Below are 16,040 nucleotides of genomic sequence, written 5' to 3'. Positions count from 1 at the left end.
ATTTAATTTTTCTAAATTATTAAAAAGAAATAATTTTCTTGTTCATTTTTAAAGTTGGAGTTTAAAAAATAATTTAAAGCTACATGGTTTTTAGCCAATCGTCTAATCTATCTAACCAAGTATGTAAATAACCTTTTTGATTTATTGCTAAAGAAAAACCGTGACCTCCATAAGGATAAATATGCATTTCTACTTTTACTTTTTTATCATTTAAAGCTTTGTAAAACTGTATACTGTTTTCTACAGGCACTGCATTGTCATTAGAAGAATGCACTAAAAAAGTAGGAGGTGTATTTTCTGTAACTTGTAACTCATTAGAGTATTGTTCTATTAATTCTTTGGTAGGTGTTTTGCCTATCAATTGATTTCGAGAACCTTTATGTGTATAATCATCCTTCATCGTAATTACGGGGTAAATTAAAGCCATAAAGTCTGGTCTTGCAGAAATGGTGTCTATAGATTCTTCTTTAAAATTATTATCAGTATCAAACTGAGTGCCCAAAGTTGAGGCTAAATGTCCGCCAGCAGAAAAACCGATTACCCCAATTTTATTTGGATTAATACCGAATTTATCAGCATTAAAACGAACCCATCTCATCGCTCTTTGAGCATCTTGCAAAGGAGCTTCATTGGGAGTTTTTTGAGACTTAGAATTTGGTAATCTATACTTTAGAACAAAAGCAGTAATTCCCTTGCTATTAAACCATTTTGCAATTTCAGTGCCTTCCCAATCATAGGCTAACATAGTATAACCTCCACCTGGATAAATAAGAACAGCCTTATCTGTTGCATTTCGTTTGGATGGAGCATAAATTTCTAATGTTGGTTTTTTAACTTTAGATATTTTAATAATATCTCCATGTTCTATAAATTCTTCTTCGCTAGTTTCTATGCTATTTGGGACGATTTTCCAAAGAGAGATAACTTCATTTTGTGCTTGTAATTGACCAAAGGATATTATCATAAATAAAAAAATAAGTCTTAGTTTCATATAGGTTATTTTAAAAATAGAGATTTACCATTGTACGCCAATAACATGCTCTATGGGCTTCTTCTTGCCATTCAAATAAGTGATGTGGAATTCCTTTTTCCTGTAAAATATTACATAGTTTATAGTTGCTTTCTAAAAAAACATCTTCTTTACCGACGGCTAATATAATATTCATTTTACTCAATTGATTAAGTAAATTTTGATCGTCTAAATTTTTTAAATATTGATTAGGCATGTTAAAGTACACAAAATCATTATGAAAACCACTTAACAAGTCTTTAAAGTAACCATTAGATTTCGTTAAATCATAACGTCCACTCATACCAACAACTTTAGAAAACAATGTTGGATGTCGCATGGCTATGTTTACCGCATGGTAAGCACCTAAACTGCAGCCTGCAGATACTATATTTTTATTTGAGTTTTGTAAATTGGCGAAAGGGAGCACTTCTTCTATAACGTAGTTTTCATATTGTATATGTCTATAAATTCTATAACCTGGATCTTTAAAACTGTTGTAAAAAGATTCTAAATCTACACTGTCTACACAATAAACTTGTAATTCTCCTTTTTTAATCTTTTGCTCTACAGAGGCAATAATTTTCCAGTTTTCATAATCATAAAAACGTCCCATTCTCGGTGGGAAAAACAAAACTTTTTCACCTGAAAATCCAAATACAAGGAGTTCCATTTCTTTTTCAAGATTTTGACTATACCATTTATGATATTCTCTTTTCATGAAAAATTAATTTTTCATTAAGATACTATTTTAAAATGTTTTTTCGAGTATTTTTTGAGGGAAAATTTTAGGATGTTTCTGGAGTGTTTTTTCTAATAAGTTGTACCCCTTAGAGTTAAAGTGTAATCCATCTTCTTCAAAATACTTGCTATTCGGTTCTCCTTTTTTATCTAATAAGGCATCATAAATATTTACAAAATGAAAATTATCGTCTTTAGACATTAACTTTTGAATGTTTTTATTTGTGTAATTGATGCTTTCTTGCAGATGACTACGTGCAATACTAGGTTTTATAGAAATACAAGTACATTTTATGTTACCGTATTTAGTTCTAATTTTAAATAGTAAGTTTTCTAAAAATAGAATAATTTCTTCTGGATGTCTGCCGTCTCCTAAATCATTGTCTCCTGCATAAATTACAATAGCATCTATATCTTTTATGTTTTCAAAAATACGATCAAAGAACCAAGTACAAGCAGCCAAGGTAGAGCCTCCAAATCCTAAATTTATTGGTTTATGTTCTTTAAAAGTAGTAGTTAAGTTATTCCATAGGGTTAATGTAGAACTTCCGTAAAAAATCGTTTTTGGATGATATTCTAATTCTTTAATTTGATTTTCTAATCGTTCTAAATCTGGATGATACCAAAACATGTATTTTTTTTTAGGGTTAATTTTTCAATATAGAATTAAAAAGTTAAATAGTATTAAAATGGTTATAAAATTAAGCGTTGTCCCTGCGTTTTTAAGGGATATCCCTACTAAAATACAAGTAGAATCACTTTTTATGTCTACAAAAGTGACTTTTTGGAGTTCAATTATCAATTCATAAAAGAAGTATGTATTGTTTTTTGGTAGTAAAACGACTAATTATATTATTTATTTAATTCGTGAATTTTGTTGTTTATGTGTTTGGTTTTTAAATGGTTATGTGTGTTTGTGTTTTTGAGATTATTTTTTATTTTACTTAATGTAAGTTTATGTTTTTAAGTCGTCTATTTATTGAATAAATTTGCATTAATTTATAAAACATAGGTAAAATAAATGAAATATATTAGAATATTAATACTAGGTCTTACACTCGTTTTTACAAGCTGTAAACATCCTTTTGAGTTTAGTGTTTATGAAGCAAACGTTAAAACCGAACAACAAAATACTACTGATAAAAATTTAAAATTATTAGAGAATATTACAGTAGACTCTAAAGAATTTAAATTCGCTTTTTTATCAGATGTACATTTTTTTTATGATCAACTTAGTACAGTAATTGATGATATCAATAAAAGAGATGACATTAAGTTTGTAATCTTTGGAGGTGATATTGCTGATCAAGCATTATTAAGAGAATATGAAATTTTTCATGATATCATGTCTAAATTAAAGAAACCTTATCTAACGGTTATTGGAAATCATGATTATAATATCAATGGAGGAATCATCTACAAGAAAATGTTTGGTGATTATAATTATTCTTTTGAATTTAACAATAACAAGTTTGTTCTTTTTGATAATGTAGTTTGGGAAAGTGAAAAGGAGTTAGATTTTGATTGGTTAACATCAGAATTAGAAGACAATACATCTTTTAATCAAGTATTTGTTATTGCTCATATTCCTCCTTATGGAGATCAGTTTGACGATGAATTAAAAGAAAAATACATGTCTACCATGTCAGAATACAATGTTCCATTATCTATTCATGGACATACGCATAGTTATTTATATGAAGAGGGTGATGTAAGTTATCTAACTGCGCCTGCAGTTAAAGAGAAAGCGTATAATATAGTATCTGTGAAGGATAAAGGGTTTAGTGTTGAATTGATCGAATTATAAAATAAATGAAAATTAGAAAAATATTTATAGTATCTATATTGTTGTTATTATTTAACAATGTTTATGCTCAAGAAACAGTTGTAGTTAAAGAGAAATCTTGGTATGTACCAGATTATGTAAAAGCTCAATTTGCAGGAAATATTGGTCTTGTTTCTGTGGGAGCTGGTTATCAATTATTTAATGATGTTTTGTATTCAGAATTATTATATGGTTTTGTGCCTGAATTTGCTTCTAGAGCAGATAATATTCATTTAATTACCATTAAGAACACGTTTCCTATTTATAGAAAAGTAATTGGAGAAAATTTAACAATAACACCTATAGCAGGTTTTACAACAACTTTAGACATAGGAACGAATTCTTTTACTACGCTTCCTAGTTTGTACCCTGATGGATATTATGTGCCTACAGCTGTTCATTTTACTTTTTTTGGAGGAGCTTTATTGCATAAGGATTTTAAAAAGCCAAAAATTTTTAAAGGAGTAGATTTTTATTTAGAATTCGGAACTGTAGAAACCTATTTATGGTATGCAATTACGTCTAAAGAGGTTGGTGTACTTGATGTTTTTAGTACTGCCGTTGGAGTGAATTTTTACTTTTAAACAATCTTTAAATTACTTAAAAAGTAAAAAGCCTTGTTTACAATTTGTAAACAAGGCTTTTTTTATGGAATAGATAATTTCTACTTCGGATATTTCTCAGCAATCTTATCCAAAGATAAATTGTGAATACTTCCAACATGTGTATGTTGTTTTCCTAAATCTGGTTTGTACGTTCCGGCTTGTACTTGTCCGCCAATTTGTTGATACGCTTCTCTAAAAGACATACCTTCCACCACTAAATTATTGATACTATCTACAGTAAATAAATATTGATACTTTTCATCATTCAAATCAATATCTTTTACAATTACTTGTTGAATAGAATAATTAAAGATGTCTAAAATATCTTTTACATCTTCAAAAGCAGCAATAATATTTTCTTTTAATAACTGAAAATCTCTGTGATAACCGGTTGGTAAATTATTAGTAATCATCACCATTTCTGTATGTAAAGCCTGTATTTTATTACATTTTCCACGGATCAATTCAAAAACATCAGGGTTTTTCTTGTGTGGCATAATGCTACTTCCTGTTGTTAATTCATCTGGAAAGGTGATAAACCCAAAATTCTGACTCATATACAAACAAACATCCATTGCAAAACGAGACATCGTGTTACACAATCCGCCTAAGGCGGAAGCAATAGAACGCTCACTTTTACCACGGCTTAATTGTGCTGCAACCACATTGTACTTCATGGTAGCAAATTCTAATTCTTTGGTGGTTAATTCTCTGTCTATAGGAAAAGAAGAACCGTAACCAGCAGCAGAACCTAATGGGTTTTGGTCTACAACTCTAGAAACAGCATTTAACATATATACATCATCAATTAACAATTCTGCATAGGCAGAAAACCACAACCCGAAAGAAGATGGCATGGCAACTTGTAGATGCGTATATCCAGGTAATAAGCTTTCTTTATGTGTTTCTGCTAAACTTAAAAGGGTATCAAATAAAGTTTTAGTTTTATCATTTATAACAGCTAAATTTTCTTTGTAATACAATTGTAAAGCAACTAAAACTTGATCATTTCTAGAACGAGCAGTATGGATTTTCTTACCAACTTCGCCTAACTTATTTGTTAATTCCCATTCAATTTTAGAGTGTACATCTTCAAAAGAAGCTTCAATAACAAAGGCTCCGTTTTCAATATCATCCGCTAATTCTTGCAATCCTCTTTTTAAATCTTTCAATTCATCCGCTGTAATAATACCTATAGATTCTAGCATTATTGCGTGTGCTAAAGAAGCCTGAACATCATATTTTGCAATATGCATGTCAATTTCTCTATCATTACCAACGGTAAATTTTTCTATTTGTTGATCTATTGAAAATCCTTTATCCCAAAGTTTCATATTTGTAAATTTTATTTTAAAATTTAGAATCAAGATACAAGACCGTTTCACTTTTAGAGTCAAGACTAAATCTATCAGTTCTAATTATTTTCTCTTCTTGCGTCTTGGTTCTTGTCTATATTTTCTACTCTCTTTTTTCTCTATTTAATTACTCTATTCAACAACTCAACATAAATTTGAATTCCTTCTTCAATTTCTGCAAGATAAATAAATTCATTGGCAGAATGAGAACGTGTACTGTCTCCAGGTCCTAATTTTAAAGATTGGCAAGTTAACACAGATTGATCGGATAGCGTAGGAGAACCGTAAGTTTCTCTTCCCATAGCAATTCCTGCTTTTACCAAGTCATGATTTGTAGAAATACAAGAGGAGTTTAATCGTAAACTTCTTGGTGTAATTGTAGTACAAGGTGCTTTTTCTTGTAATATTTCATTAATTTCTTTATTCGAATACGCATCATTTACACGAACATCTACCACTAAATCTACATGCGCTGGAACAACATTGTGTTGAGACCCTGCAGAAATTTGTGTAACGGTCATTTTTACATCACCTAAAGCCACAGAAGGTTTCTCAAACTTAAAATCTTTAAACCACTGTAAAACTTCAATAGTATTGTAAATTGAGTTGTTATTATTTGGATGTGCAGCATGACTCGGAGTTCCTGCTACAACAGCATCAAAAACAACTAAACCTTTTTCTGCGACCGCTAAATTCATTAAAGTAGGCTCGCCAACAATTGCCACATCAATATGTGGAATAATAGCTAACATACTATTCAATCCATTAGGACCACTATTTTCTTCTTCTGCAGATGCTACAATTACCAAATTGTATTTAAGGTTTTCTTGTGCGTAAAAATTAGTGAATGTAGCCATTAAGGAAACCAAACAACCACCAGCATCATTAGAACCTAAACCATATAATTTACCATCTTCTACTATGGCTTTTAAAGGATCATTGGTGTATGCCGAATTTGGATGTACGGTATCGTGATGAGAGTTTAACAATAAGGTAGGTTTGCTATCATCAAAATATTTGTTGGTTGCCCAAATATTATTTTTTGTTCTTTTAAAAGGTATTTCATTTTCTACAAACCAACCTTCTATCAATTTTGCTGTATTTTCTTCTTCTTGAGAAAATGATTGTGTTTCAATCAAGTTCTTTAAAAGAGAAATTGCGTTTTCTGTTAATTTTTCAATATTCATTTTTATAATGTTATTGTGGTAAAATTATCGTTTTCTTTAGTCAGCATAGAAGTGTTTCCAATATGTACTTTTGAAACTCCATTATTTAAAGCATCAAAACAGTTGTCTATTTTTGGAATCATTCCGTCTGTAATAATTTTAGCGTCTAATAATTCTTTATACGTATCCGTATCGATTTTTTTTACCACAGAATTTTTATCATTAAAATCTTTTAAAACACCATTTAATTCAAAACAATAATAAATATATGTTTCGTAGATTTCACTCATTCCAACTGCAATAGTACTCGCAATTGTATCTGCATTGGTATTTAATAATTGTCCGTTTCCATCGTGTGTAATTGCACAAAAAACAGGTGTAAAATTGGCTTTAATTAATTTGTCTATAGAATTAGAAGCTACTTGTTTTACATCTCCTACAAAACCAAAATCGACTTCCTTAACAGGTCTTTTTTCTGATTTTATACTGTTAATATCTGCCCCGGTTAAACCAATAGCATCTATTTGTAATGCTTGTAACTTTGCTACTATATTTTTATTAACCAAACCACCATAAACCATGGTAATTACTTCTAGCGTTTCTGCATCTGTAATACGTCTACCATTTACCATTTTAGATTCTATGCCTAGTTTTGATGCAATATGCGTGGCACGTTTTCCTCCTCCATGAACCAAAATTTTGTTTCCGTCTAAGTTAGAAAATAATTTTAGAAAAGCATTTAAAGAAGTTTCATCTTCAATGATGTTTCCTCCAATTTTTATGATTGATAGTTTTTCCATTTTTGTTTCTGTGTTTACTCGATTGCCCTCGAGGTGTTAACAAGTTATCAACTGCGTTCGACCTGACAAATGTTATAAATTTTCTAATATTTTCTTTAATACCAATTGTGCTGCATAGGTTCTGTTGTTTGCTTGTGCTATAACTAAAGAACTATCAGAATCTAAAACAGCATCTTCTACTACAACATTTCTTCTAACCGGTAAACAGTGCATAAATTTTGCATCACCAATTTTTTCTTTGGTAATCATCCAATCTAAATCTGTTTTTAATATTTTTCCGTAGTCATCGTAAGAACTCCAGTTCTTTGTATAGATAAAATCTGCATCTTTAAAAGCTTCTTCTTGATTATGATAAATAGGAGTGTCCTTGGTAATTTCTGAACTTAAATTATAGCCCTCAGGATTTGTAATTACAAATTCAACATCCATTTTTTGCATTGCTTGTGTAAAGCTGTTAGCAACAGCGTGTGGCAAAGCCTTTACGTGTGGAGCCCAACTTAATACTACTTTTGGTTTCTTTTTTGTAGTATTTTCAGAAATAGTAATTGCGTCTGTTAAACCTTGCAAAGGATGACCAGTAGCACTTTCCATACTTACAACAGGTACAGAAGCAAATTTTACAAAAGATTCTAAAACTTCTTCAGATTCGTCTTTTTCTTTGTCTGTTAATGTAGGAAAAGCTCTTACAGCAATAATATCACAATATTGAGAAATTACAGCAGCACCTTCTTTTATATGTTCTGCAGTGGTACCGTTCATAACCGTTCCATCTCCAAATTCAATTCCCCAAGCATCTCCGGTTACATTCATTACAATAGGATCCATACCTAAGTTTAACGCTGCTTTTTGTGTACTTAAACGCGTACGTAAGCTAGAATTGAAAAACAACAATCCTAAGGTTTTGTTTTTCCCTAAAAGATTGTTATTTAATGGTTTTCTTTTCAATTCTTTGGCTTCTTGAATCCAATTGTCAATATGTTCTATGTCTTTTATGGAGGTGTAATTTTTCATTGTATTTTTTTTTGCAAGAGGTTTAAACCTCTTGTATTGTGTGTATTATTTTATTTTTGTAAACGGTACAATATTATTCATGGCGTTGGTAATAAAATTATCTTCTAATCCATTTACAATCCATGTTTCTATATTTGCATTTTTGGTTAGTTCCGCAGCTTCAATTTTAGAAGCCATTCCACCAGTACCATGAGATGATTTAGAACTCACAACTTCACCTTTTAATTCTTCAAAATTAGCTACTTCCAAAATAGTTTCTGGTGTATTATTTTTAAAGGACTCTTTGGTATAAATTCCGTTTGTGTTTGTTGCAATGATCAATAAATCTACATTAAGCAAGGTAGCTGTTAAAGCTGCTAGTTTATCATTATCACCAAACTGAATTTCGTCGGTTGCAACGGTGTCATTTTCGTTGATAATAGGAATGTAATTGTTATTTACAAGTACATTAATAGTATTTACAATATTGCTTTTACTTTGTTGTTTTTCAAAATCTGAGTAGGAGAGGAGACATTGAGAACTCAATAATCCATACTCTCTAAATATTTCTTGATAAATTCTTATTAAATGTGGCTGACCAATAGAAGCCAAAGCTTGTTTTACAAAAACTTCTTCGTGTTTACTCTCTAGTTTTACAAACTGTTTTGCAACGGCAATTGCTCCAGAACTTACAATTATAAACTCGCAAGTATCTTGTAATTTTGCAATCTGATTCGCAATATCTTCAATTTTTCCTCTAGAAATATTATCGGTTTCTTTGGTAAGCGTGTTAGAGCCTATTTTTAATAAAATACGTTTCTTTTTTTGCATTGTGTTTAATTACGAGTTTTACTTCTTAATTTCTCTATTTATATTTTATTGATAGTAGCTAATTGTGATAGTTCTTACTGACAACTAACTGTCACTGTAAAACTGTTAACTTCTTAATTGTCCATTTCCATGAACATACCATTTATTGGTAACCAAATGTTGTAAACCGATTGGCCCACGTTGGTGTAATTTGTCTGTACTAATTGCCAATTCACCACCCAAACCTAATTGACCACCATCTGTAAAACGAGTAGAAGCATTATGATAGACAACTGCGGTATCTACGTTTTCCATAAATACTTTAGCTTTCTCAATTTCTTTGGTGATAATAACAGATGAGTGTCCGCCACCATATTTGTTTATCATGGCAATTGCATTAGCATTTGAAGCAATTTCTCCAATTACAATTTTGTAATCTAAAAACTCTTCGTACCAAACTTCGTTTGATGAAATTTCTTCTAACTGATGATTTTTAGCAACAGTTACATCACCTAAAACTTCAATTTTAGATTCATTTAATTTTGATATTAATTTATTGATGAATACTTCTTTATTAGTAAGATTAGCATCAATTAAAACTTTATCAACGGCATTACAAGCAGATATTTTTGATTTTCCGTTGATGATCACATCGATTGCAATATCTAAATCAGCATCATTACTTACATACACAAAGTTGTTTCCTCGTCCGCTAATTATAACAGGACAGGTAGCGTGTTTTTTTACAAACGCAATTAAACGTTCGCCACCACGAGGAACAATTAAATCTACCTTTTGTGTTGGTTTTTCTAAAAAAGCCTGTGTTTCTGTTCTGTTGAATTGTAAATATTCTACCCAATCTGTAGCAGCATCGTGCTGTTTTAAAGATTTGTGCCATAATTCTACAATTTTTAAATTGGAATTTAACGACTCTTTTCCTCCTTTTAATAATATTTTATTTCCGGATTTAAAAGCAATTCCTGCAGCTTCCACAGTAACATCTGGTCTCGATTCATAAATAATCAGAATCGTTCCAAAGGAAGCCGTTTTATTGTAGACTTGCATTCCGTTATCATGCTTAAAACTAAAACGCTCTACACCAACCGGATCTTCTTGTGAAGCCAAATGTTTGGCAGCAGCAATCATTTCATCCACTTTTTTATCATCTGCTTTTAAGCGATCGAACATAGAAATATCATCTCCTTTATAAGCTTCTAAATCTTTTTTGTTAATGCTGATAATGCCTGCTCTTTCTTTCTCAAGAAGTTCTGCCATTGTAAGTAAAACAGCATTTCTAGTTTCAATTGATAACAACGTATTCATTTTTTTGTATTCTTTATGGTTACAAATTTTCAGAGTAGCAAAGTTACAAAGTGAACACTCAAACTCACTTTGCAACTTTGTCGCTTTGCGCCTTTTTTTAAAACTAATTATTCCCCTAAAGCATCAACCAAAGCTTCAAAAAACTGATTGATATGCTCTTTCTTTAAAGTTAAAGGAGGTAGTATTCTTAAAAGGTTTTTATTCATAGCTCCACCTGTAAAAATATGATAGTCGTAAATTAATTTCTTACGTAAATCTCCAACCTCAAAGTCGAATTCTAAACCAAGCATTAACCCTTTTCCTTTAATATTTTTTATTTCAGGAATTGTCTTTGCAATTTTCATGAAATAGCAAGACATTTCATTTACATTGTCTATAAGGTTTTCTTCTTCAATTACCTTTAATACAGATAAACCAGCAGCACAAGCTAAGTGATTTCCTCCAAAAGTAGTCCCTAACATTCCGAATTTAGCTTCAATATCTGGGTGGATTAAAATTCCTCCAATCGGGAAACCATTTCCCATTCCTTTTGCTATAGAAATAACATCTGGAGTTACATTATAATGTTGATAAGCAAAAAACTTTCCAGATCTTCCGTATCCAGACTGAACTTCATCAGCAATAAAAAACGTGTTGTTTGCTTTACAAAGAACATCTACTTGTTCAAAAAACTCAGCAGTTGCTTGGTCTAATCCACCAACACCTTGTATAAACTCTACAATAACTGCACAAACATCACCTTTTTCTAGTTCTGTTTTTACAGCATCAATATCATTTAAATCTAAAATAGTAACCTTTTGTTGTGCGTTAATTGGTGCAATAATATTTTTATTATCTGTTGCAGCAACGGCTGCAGAAGTTCTACCATGAAAACCATTTTTAAAGGCAATAACTCTAGATTTATTGGTTTTAAAAGAAGCTAATTTTAACGCATTTTCATTTGCTTCTGCACCAGAATTACATAAAAATAATTCGTAGTCTTTACAACCTGAAAGTGCTTCTAATTTATCTGCTAATTGAACTTGTAAAGGATTCTGAATAGCATTCGAATAAAAACCTAGTTTTTCAACCTGATTAGTTATCGCTTTTACGTATTTAGGATGTGCATGACCTATAGAAATTACAGCATGTCCACCATATAAATCTAAATATTCCGTTTTGTTTTCGTCATAAACATAAACTCCTTTAGCTTTTACAGGAGTAACATTGTACAGTGGATAAACGTTAAATAATGGCATAATGATAGTTTTTAGTAACAATGGGTTTACACCCGTTGATTAGTTTTTAATTTGGTTAATTTTATCAAAAGATTTGTTGATTCCTTTAATTAAAGAAGAGCTTAAACCTTGGTGTTCCATTTCGTTTAATCCTTCAATTGTACAACCACCAGGAGTGGTAACTCTGTCTATTTCTGCTTCTGGATGATTGCCTGATTCTTTTAATAAACTAGCCGCACCAAAACAAGTTTGCATGGCTAATTTATGTGCTTCATCGGCTTCAAAACCTAACTGAATTGCGCCTTGTGTAGTGGCACGAATTAAGCGCATCCAAAAAGCAATTCCGCTTGCACAAATAACTGTTGCCGCTTGTAATTGTTCTTCCGGAATTTCCATAGACTGACCTAAGCTATTAAAAATAGTTTTGGCTAATTCCACTTTTTCTTTTCCTTTAGTATTTGGTGAAAGACAAGTCATAGATTGGCCAACAGCAGCTGCAGTATTTGGCATAGAGCGAATAATAAATTTATCGGCTCCAATAATAGCTTCTATTTTTTCTATAGAAAAACCTGTAATTACTGTAATGATCACATGGTTTTCTTTTAAAAGAGGTTTTAAATCTTTTAAAATCTTATCTAAATGTCTTGGTTGAACGGCAAATATTAGAATGTCAGAATTTTTAACAGCTTCTTCATTATCAGTAGTTAAAACTACTTCATTATAGGTATTAAAACTTGCTATTGAATTTGTATTTCGTTTTGTTAAATACAAAGAACTCACCACCTTGTTTTTTAATAAACCTTTGGCAATAGACTGTCCTAAACTTCCTGCTCCAATAATTGCTGCTTTCATAATTAATATTTTTTTGCGTTCCTAAAGGTTGCGCTTTACACTATATCTTATTTTGTTCTCGATACAAATTTTTTCAAACTGACACCAAAAAAGATGGAGCTTGTCTTGAGCGCAGTCGAAAGGTTTCAATTGCTAACGCAAGCTAGTGATTACTAGAAATAATTCGCTTTTAAATTTAAACCTAATGTTTCTTCAAAACCATGCATTAAGTTTAAATTCTGAATTGCTGCACCAGAAGCACCTTTTAATAAATTATCTATAGTAGTTGTAATTAATAATTTATTACCGTGTTTTTCCAATTGTACCAAACACTTGTTGGTGTTTACAACTTGTTTCATAAAAATGCTTTCATCAGAAACAAAGGTAAAAGCGGCATCTTTATAATATGCTTTATACATTTCTTTTGCTTCTTCAAGAGTGCCATCATACTTTGTGTACGTAGTTGCAAAAATTCCTCTAGAAAAATCACCACGATTTGGCATAAAATTAATTTCAGAATTAAAACTTGGTTGTAATTGGTTTACCGTTTGGTTGTATTCTCCTAAATGCTGATGATTAAATGCTTTATAATGAGAAAAATTATTATCTCTCCACGTAAAATGTGTGGTTGCAGATAAAGATGTTCCTGCACCAGTTGCACCTGTAACAGCATTCACATGTATATCATTTTGTAACAATCCGTTTGCGGCTAGAGGTAAAACTGCCAATTGTATAGCCGTAGCAAAACAACCAGGATTTGCAATATATTTAGCTGTTTTTATAATTTCTTTGTCTAATTCTGGTAAACCATAGACAAAATCTTTTCCTTCGAAATTCTTGTCTGCAAGTAATCTAAAATCGTTACTTAAATCAATGATTTTCGTGTTATCAGAAAAGCTATTTTTTTGTAAAAATGCAGTAGAATTTCCATGACCCAAACATAAAAATAAGACATCTACATCAGCATTTATTTCACTTGTAAAACTAATTTCGGTATCACCAATTAAATCTTGATGCACTTTATACAATTTGTTACCAGCATTAGAAGTACTGTATACAAAATTGATATTTGTCTTTGGATGATTTAATAATAATCTAATTAATTCACCAGCAGTATAACCAGCTCCTCCTATAATTCCTACTTCTAATTTTTTCATACTTTTGAAAATGTTTAACTGTGTAATTGTTTAATCGTGTAATTGTTATGTTGTGTAATCGTTGTGAAAATAACCACTTAAACAATTACAAGGTTAAAAAAGTGTAACTGTTTAATTATTTAATCGTGTAAACTCAGTTACACATTTAAACAATTACACGATTCAACATTATTTGTTATTTACTTGTCTGTATATTTTATTCTGATTTCCTAAAATTTTAATAAAACCTTTTGCATCATCTGCTGTCCATGCTTTATTTTCTTCACCATATGTACTAAATGCGCTAGACATTAAATCATGATCAGAAATAATTCCATCTAAAGAAAAATGATAAGGCTTTAAAGAAACCACAACATTACCAGAAACCATTTTTTGAGAACTTTGTAAAAAAGCTTCCGTATCTCTCATTACAGGATCTAAATATTGACCTTCATGTAAATGCATTCCGTAAAAACTAGATAAATACTCTTTGTGTTGTAATTGCCATTTTGTTAAGTTGTGTTTTTCTAACAAATGGTGTGCTTTTACTGTAATTAAAGCTGCTGCAGCTTCAAAACCAACTCTTCCTTTTGTACCAACAATAGTATCTCCTACATGAATATCTCTACCAATTGCATACGCAGAAGCGATGTCATTTAATTTTTCAATATTTACTTCTGGTGCATTTTCTTGTCCGTTTAAAGCAACAAATTCACCATTTTTAAAAGTCAATGTAACTTTTTCTTCACCTTCTTTTTCTAATTGAGAAGGATATGCTTCACTAGGTAAAGGTAATTCAGATTTTAAAGTCTCAACACCACCAACACTAGTTCCCCAAAGACCTTTGTTTACAGAATATTTAGATTTCTCCCAAGGCATATCAATACCTTCAGATTTTAAATAATCGATTTCTTCTTGTCTTGTTAATTTTTGATCTCTAATTGGAGTAATAATTTTGATGCCAGGAGCCAAGGTTTGAAAAATCATATCAAAACGAACTTGGTCGTTTCCTGCACCTGTACTTCCGTGTGCAATATATTCTGCGCCAATACTCTTTGCATATTCTACAATTTCTATTGCCTGAATAATTCTTTCTGCACTTACAGATAAAGGATATGTAGCGTTTTTTAATACGTTACCAAAAATTAAATACTTTACTACTTTGTTGTAGAATGTAGCAACTGCATCAATATTTTTGTATGTAGAAACACCCATTTTATAGGCGTTACTTTCAATGTGTTTTATCTCTTCTTTTGTAAATCCGCCTGTGTTAACACTTACGGCGTGTACATCATATTCTTTTGATAAACTTACTGCACAATAAGATGTGTCTAAACCTCCACTATAAGCTATTACTAATTTTTTCATAATATTATTCTTTATTTTTTTTAAGAAACAATGCTTGTTTTATTCGTTTTAATCTTTGAAATGTTTTTTCTTTAAAAGGAGTTTTCTCTTCTTTCTTTATTTTTGCAGGATCAAAAAGCATCCCCGTACACAAACACATTTTTCTGTCTGTTCTTGTTAAAACATCGTAGTTTCTACAAGTTTGGCAGCCATCCCAAAAGGATTGATCGTCTGTTAACTCAGAAAAAGGTACAGGTTTGTAGCCTAAATCGCTATTTAATTTCATTACAGCAAAACCCGTTGTAATACTAAAAACTTTTGCATCTGGAAATTTAGTTCTAGAATGCTCAAATATCTTTTGTTTTATTTTTTTTGATAACCCAATATTTCTATAATTAGGGTGTACAATTAAACCAGAGTTGGCAACAAATTTTCCATGTCCCCATTGTTCTATATAGCAAAACCCTGCAAATTCTCCATTTTCTAGGGCAATTACAGCATTACCGTTTTCCATTTTTGTGGCAACGTATTCTGGTTTTCTTTTTGCGATACCAGTACCTCTTACTTGTGCAGCATCTTCTATAGTTTTGCAGATGATTTCTGCGTAAACAATATGTGACTTGTTAGCAATTACAATTTCCATTGCATTGTGTTTTTTATTTTATTAAAGTTGTTGTTTGTTCTTTTTGAATGTAGAATCGGACTCACCTAAACTCTATAATTATCTAAACACCCAAAGGGCGAAAAGAAAAACTACGTCGTAAATTGTTATTGTTTAAAATAACGAAAGATTGTAAGTAAGTTTTGTAAGAATTGTTCACGATAAAATAAATAAATGGATAAATACTATAATAAGTAGACTTGTAGCTAAAGTAGAATATTAGC

The 16,040-nt window shown here is 30.8% G+C and carries 16 protein-coding genes; 2 read left to right on the top strand and 14 right to left on the bottom strand.

All coding sequences use genetic code 11. From position 1 onward, the window contains the following. Positions 1 to 79 precede the first annotated feature (79 nt). The 3 genes from WHD08_RS04580 to WHD08_RS04570 are packed head-to-tail and all read right to left on the bottom strand — an operon-like array spanning position 80 to position 2,381. Complete coding sequence (locus tag WHD08_RS04580; protein WP_165733449.1) at positions 80 to 991, bottom strand: alpha/beta hydrolase; 912 nt, start codon at positions 989 to 991, stop codon at positions 80 to 82. A gap of 10 nt (positions 992 to 1,001) precedes the next feature. Further along, on the bottom strand, positions 1,002 to 1,730 hold the full coding sequence (locus tag WHD08_RS04575; RefSeq protein WP_165733448.1) for an esterase family protein: 729 nt from the start codon (positions 1,728 to 1,730) through the stop codon (positions 1,002 to 1,004). A 30-nt stretch (positions 1,731 to 1,760) separates the two neighbouring features. Then, the gene (locus tag WHD08_RS04570) at positions 1,761 to 2,381 is read right to left on the bottom strand and encodes a GDSL-type esterase/lipase family protein (RefSeq protein WP_208889057.1); all 621 of its coding nucleotides are present in this window, start codon (positions 2,379 to 2,381) and stop codon (positions 1,761 to 1,763) included. Between the two features lie 390 nt (positions 2,382 to 2,771). On the opposite strand from WHD08_RS04570, the gene WHD08_RS04565 reads away from it, so the two are divergent. Both WHD08_RS04565 and WHD08_RS04560 read left to right on the top strand, forming a co-directional pair. Further along, positions 2,772 to 3,557 (top strand): metallophosphoesterase family protein, encoded by a 786-nt coding sequence (locus tag WHD08_RS04565; RefSeq protein WP_208889058.1) that lies wholly within the window; start codon positions 2,772 to 2,774, stop codon positions 3,555 to 3,557. A 5-nt stretch (positions 3,558 to 3,562) separates the two neighbouring features. Then, on the top strand, positions 3,563 to 4,159 hold the full coding sequence (locus WHD08_RS04560) for a hypothetical protein (RefSeq protein ID WP_208889059.1): 597 nt from the start codon (positions 3,563 to 3,565) through the stop codon (positions 4,157 to 4,159). Positions 4,160 to 4,239: 80 nt separating this feature from the next. Here WHD08_RS04560 and argH read toward each other — a convergent pair whose 3' ends face one another. The 11 genes from argH to WHD08_RS04505 all read right to left on the bottom strand — a co-directional run bounded on the left by argH (position 4,240) and on the right by WHD08_RS04505 (position 15,798). Beyond that, positions 4,240 to 5,514 carry an argininosuccinate lyase gene (argH, locus tag WHD08_RS04555; RefSeq protein WP_208889060.1) on the bottom strand — a complete coding sequence of 425 codons (1,275 nt, stop codon included), beginning with the start codon at positions 5,512 to 5,514 and terminating at the stop codon, positions 4,240 to 4,242. 140 nt (positions 5,515 to 5,654) lie between these two features. Continuing rightward, a complete protein-coding gene (locus tag WHD08_RS04550; RefSeq protein WP_208889061.1) occupies positions 5,655 to 6,722 on the bottom strand; it encodes a M20 family metallo-hydrolase in 1,068 nt (355 codons plus the stop codon). A gap of 2 nt (positions 6,723 to 6,724) precedes the next feature. Beyond that, positions 6,725 to 7,501: an acetylglutamate kinase gene (gene argB / locus WHD08_RS04545; RefSeq protein WP_208889062.1), complete on the bottom strand. Its 777-nt coding sequence runs from the start codon at positions 7,499 to 7,501 to the stop codon at positions 6,725 to 6,727. A 72-nt stretch (positions 7,502 to 7,573) separates the two neighbouring features. Next, entirely contained in the window at positions 7,574 to 8,512 is a 939-nt protein-coding gene (locus tag WHD08_RS04540; RefSeq protein WP_208889063.1) for an acetylornithine carbamoyltransferase, read from the bottom strand. A gap of 45 nt (positions 8,513 to 8,557) precedes the next feature. Beyond that, positions 8,558 to 9,322: a glutamate 5-kinase gene (gene proB / locus WHD08_RS04535; protein ID WP_165733440.1), complete on the bottom strand. Its 765-nt coding sequence runs from the start codon at positions 9,320 to 9,322 to the stop codon at positions 8,558 to 8,560. Between the two features lie 105 nt (positions 9,323 to 9,427). After that, positions 9,428 to 10,624: a glutamate-5-semialdehyde dehydrogenase gene (locus WHD08_RS04530; RefSeq protein ID WP_208889064.1), complete on the bottom strand. Its 1,197-nt coding sequence runs from the start codon at positions 10,622 to 10,624 to the stop codon at positions 9,428 to 9,430. A 107-nt stretch (positions 10,625 to 10,731) separates the two neighbouring features. After that, positions 10,732 to 11,862 carry an aspartate aminotransferase family protein gene (locus WHD08_RS04525; RefSeq protein WP_165733438.1) on the bottom strand — a complete coding sequence of 377 codons (1,131 nt, stop codon included), beginning with the start codon at positions 11,860 to 11,862 and terminating at the stop codon, positions 10,732 to 10,734. Positions 11,863 to 11,901: 39 nt separating this feature from the next. Further along, positions 11,902 to 12,693, bottom strand: coding sequence for a pyrroline-5-carboxylate reductase (gene proC / locus WHD08_RS04520; RefSeq protein ID WP_165733437.1), 792 nt, complete (start codon positions 12,691 to 12,693; stop codon positions 11,902 to 11,904). A gap of 152 nt (positions 12,694 to 12,845) precedes the next feature. Next, entirely contained in the window at positions 12,846 to 13,829 is a 984-nt protein-coding gene (gene argC / locus WHD08_RS04515) for an N-acetyl-gamma-glutamyl-phosphate reductase (RefSeq protein ID WP_208889065.1), read from the bottom strand. A 168-nt stretch (positions 13,830 to 13,997) separates the two neighbouring features. Further along, positions 13,998 to 15,176, bottom strand: a complete 1,179-nt coding sequence (locus tag WHD08_RS04510) for an argininosuccinate synthase (protein ID WP_208889066.1) — start codon at positions 15,174 to 15,176, stop codon at positions 13,998 to 14,000. A gap of 4 nt (positions 15,177 to 15,180) precedes the next feature. After that, entirely contained in the window at positions 15,181 to 15,798 is a 618-nt protein-coding gene (locus WHD08_RS04505; RefSeq protein WP_165733434.1) for a GNAT family N-acetyltransferase, read from the bottom strand. Positions 15,799 to 16,040 lie beyond the last annotated feature (242 nt).

The organism is Polaribacter sejongensis, assembly GCF_038024065.1.
GTDB classification, from domain to species: domain Bacteria; phylum Bacteroidota; class Bacteroidia; order Flavobacteriales; family Flavobacteriaceae; genus Polaribacter; species Polaribacter sejongensis.
Note: the sequence above shows the minus strand (reverse complement) of the source record. Positions and strands in the feature narration are given on the sequence as shown.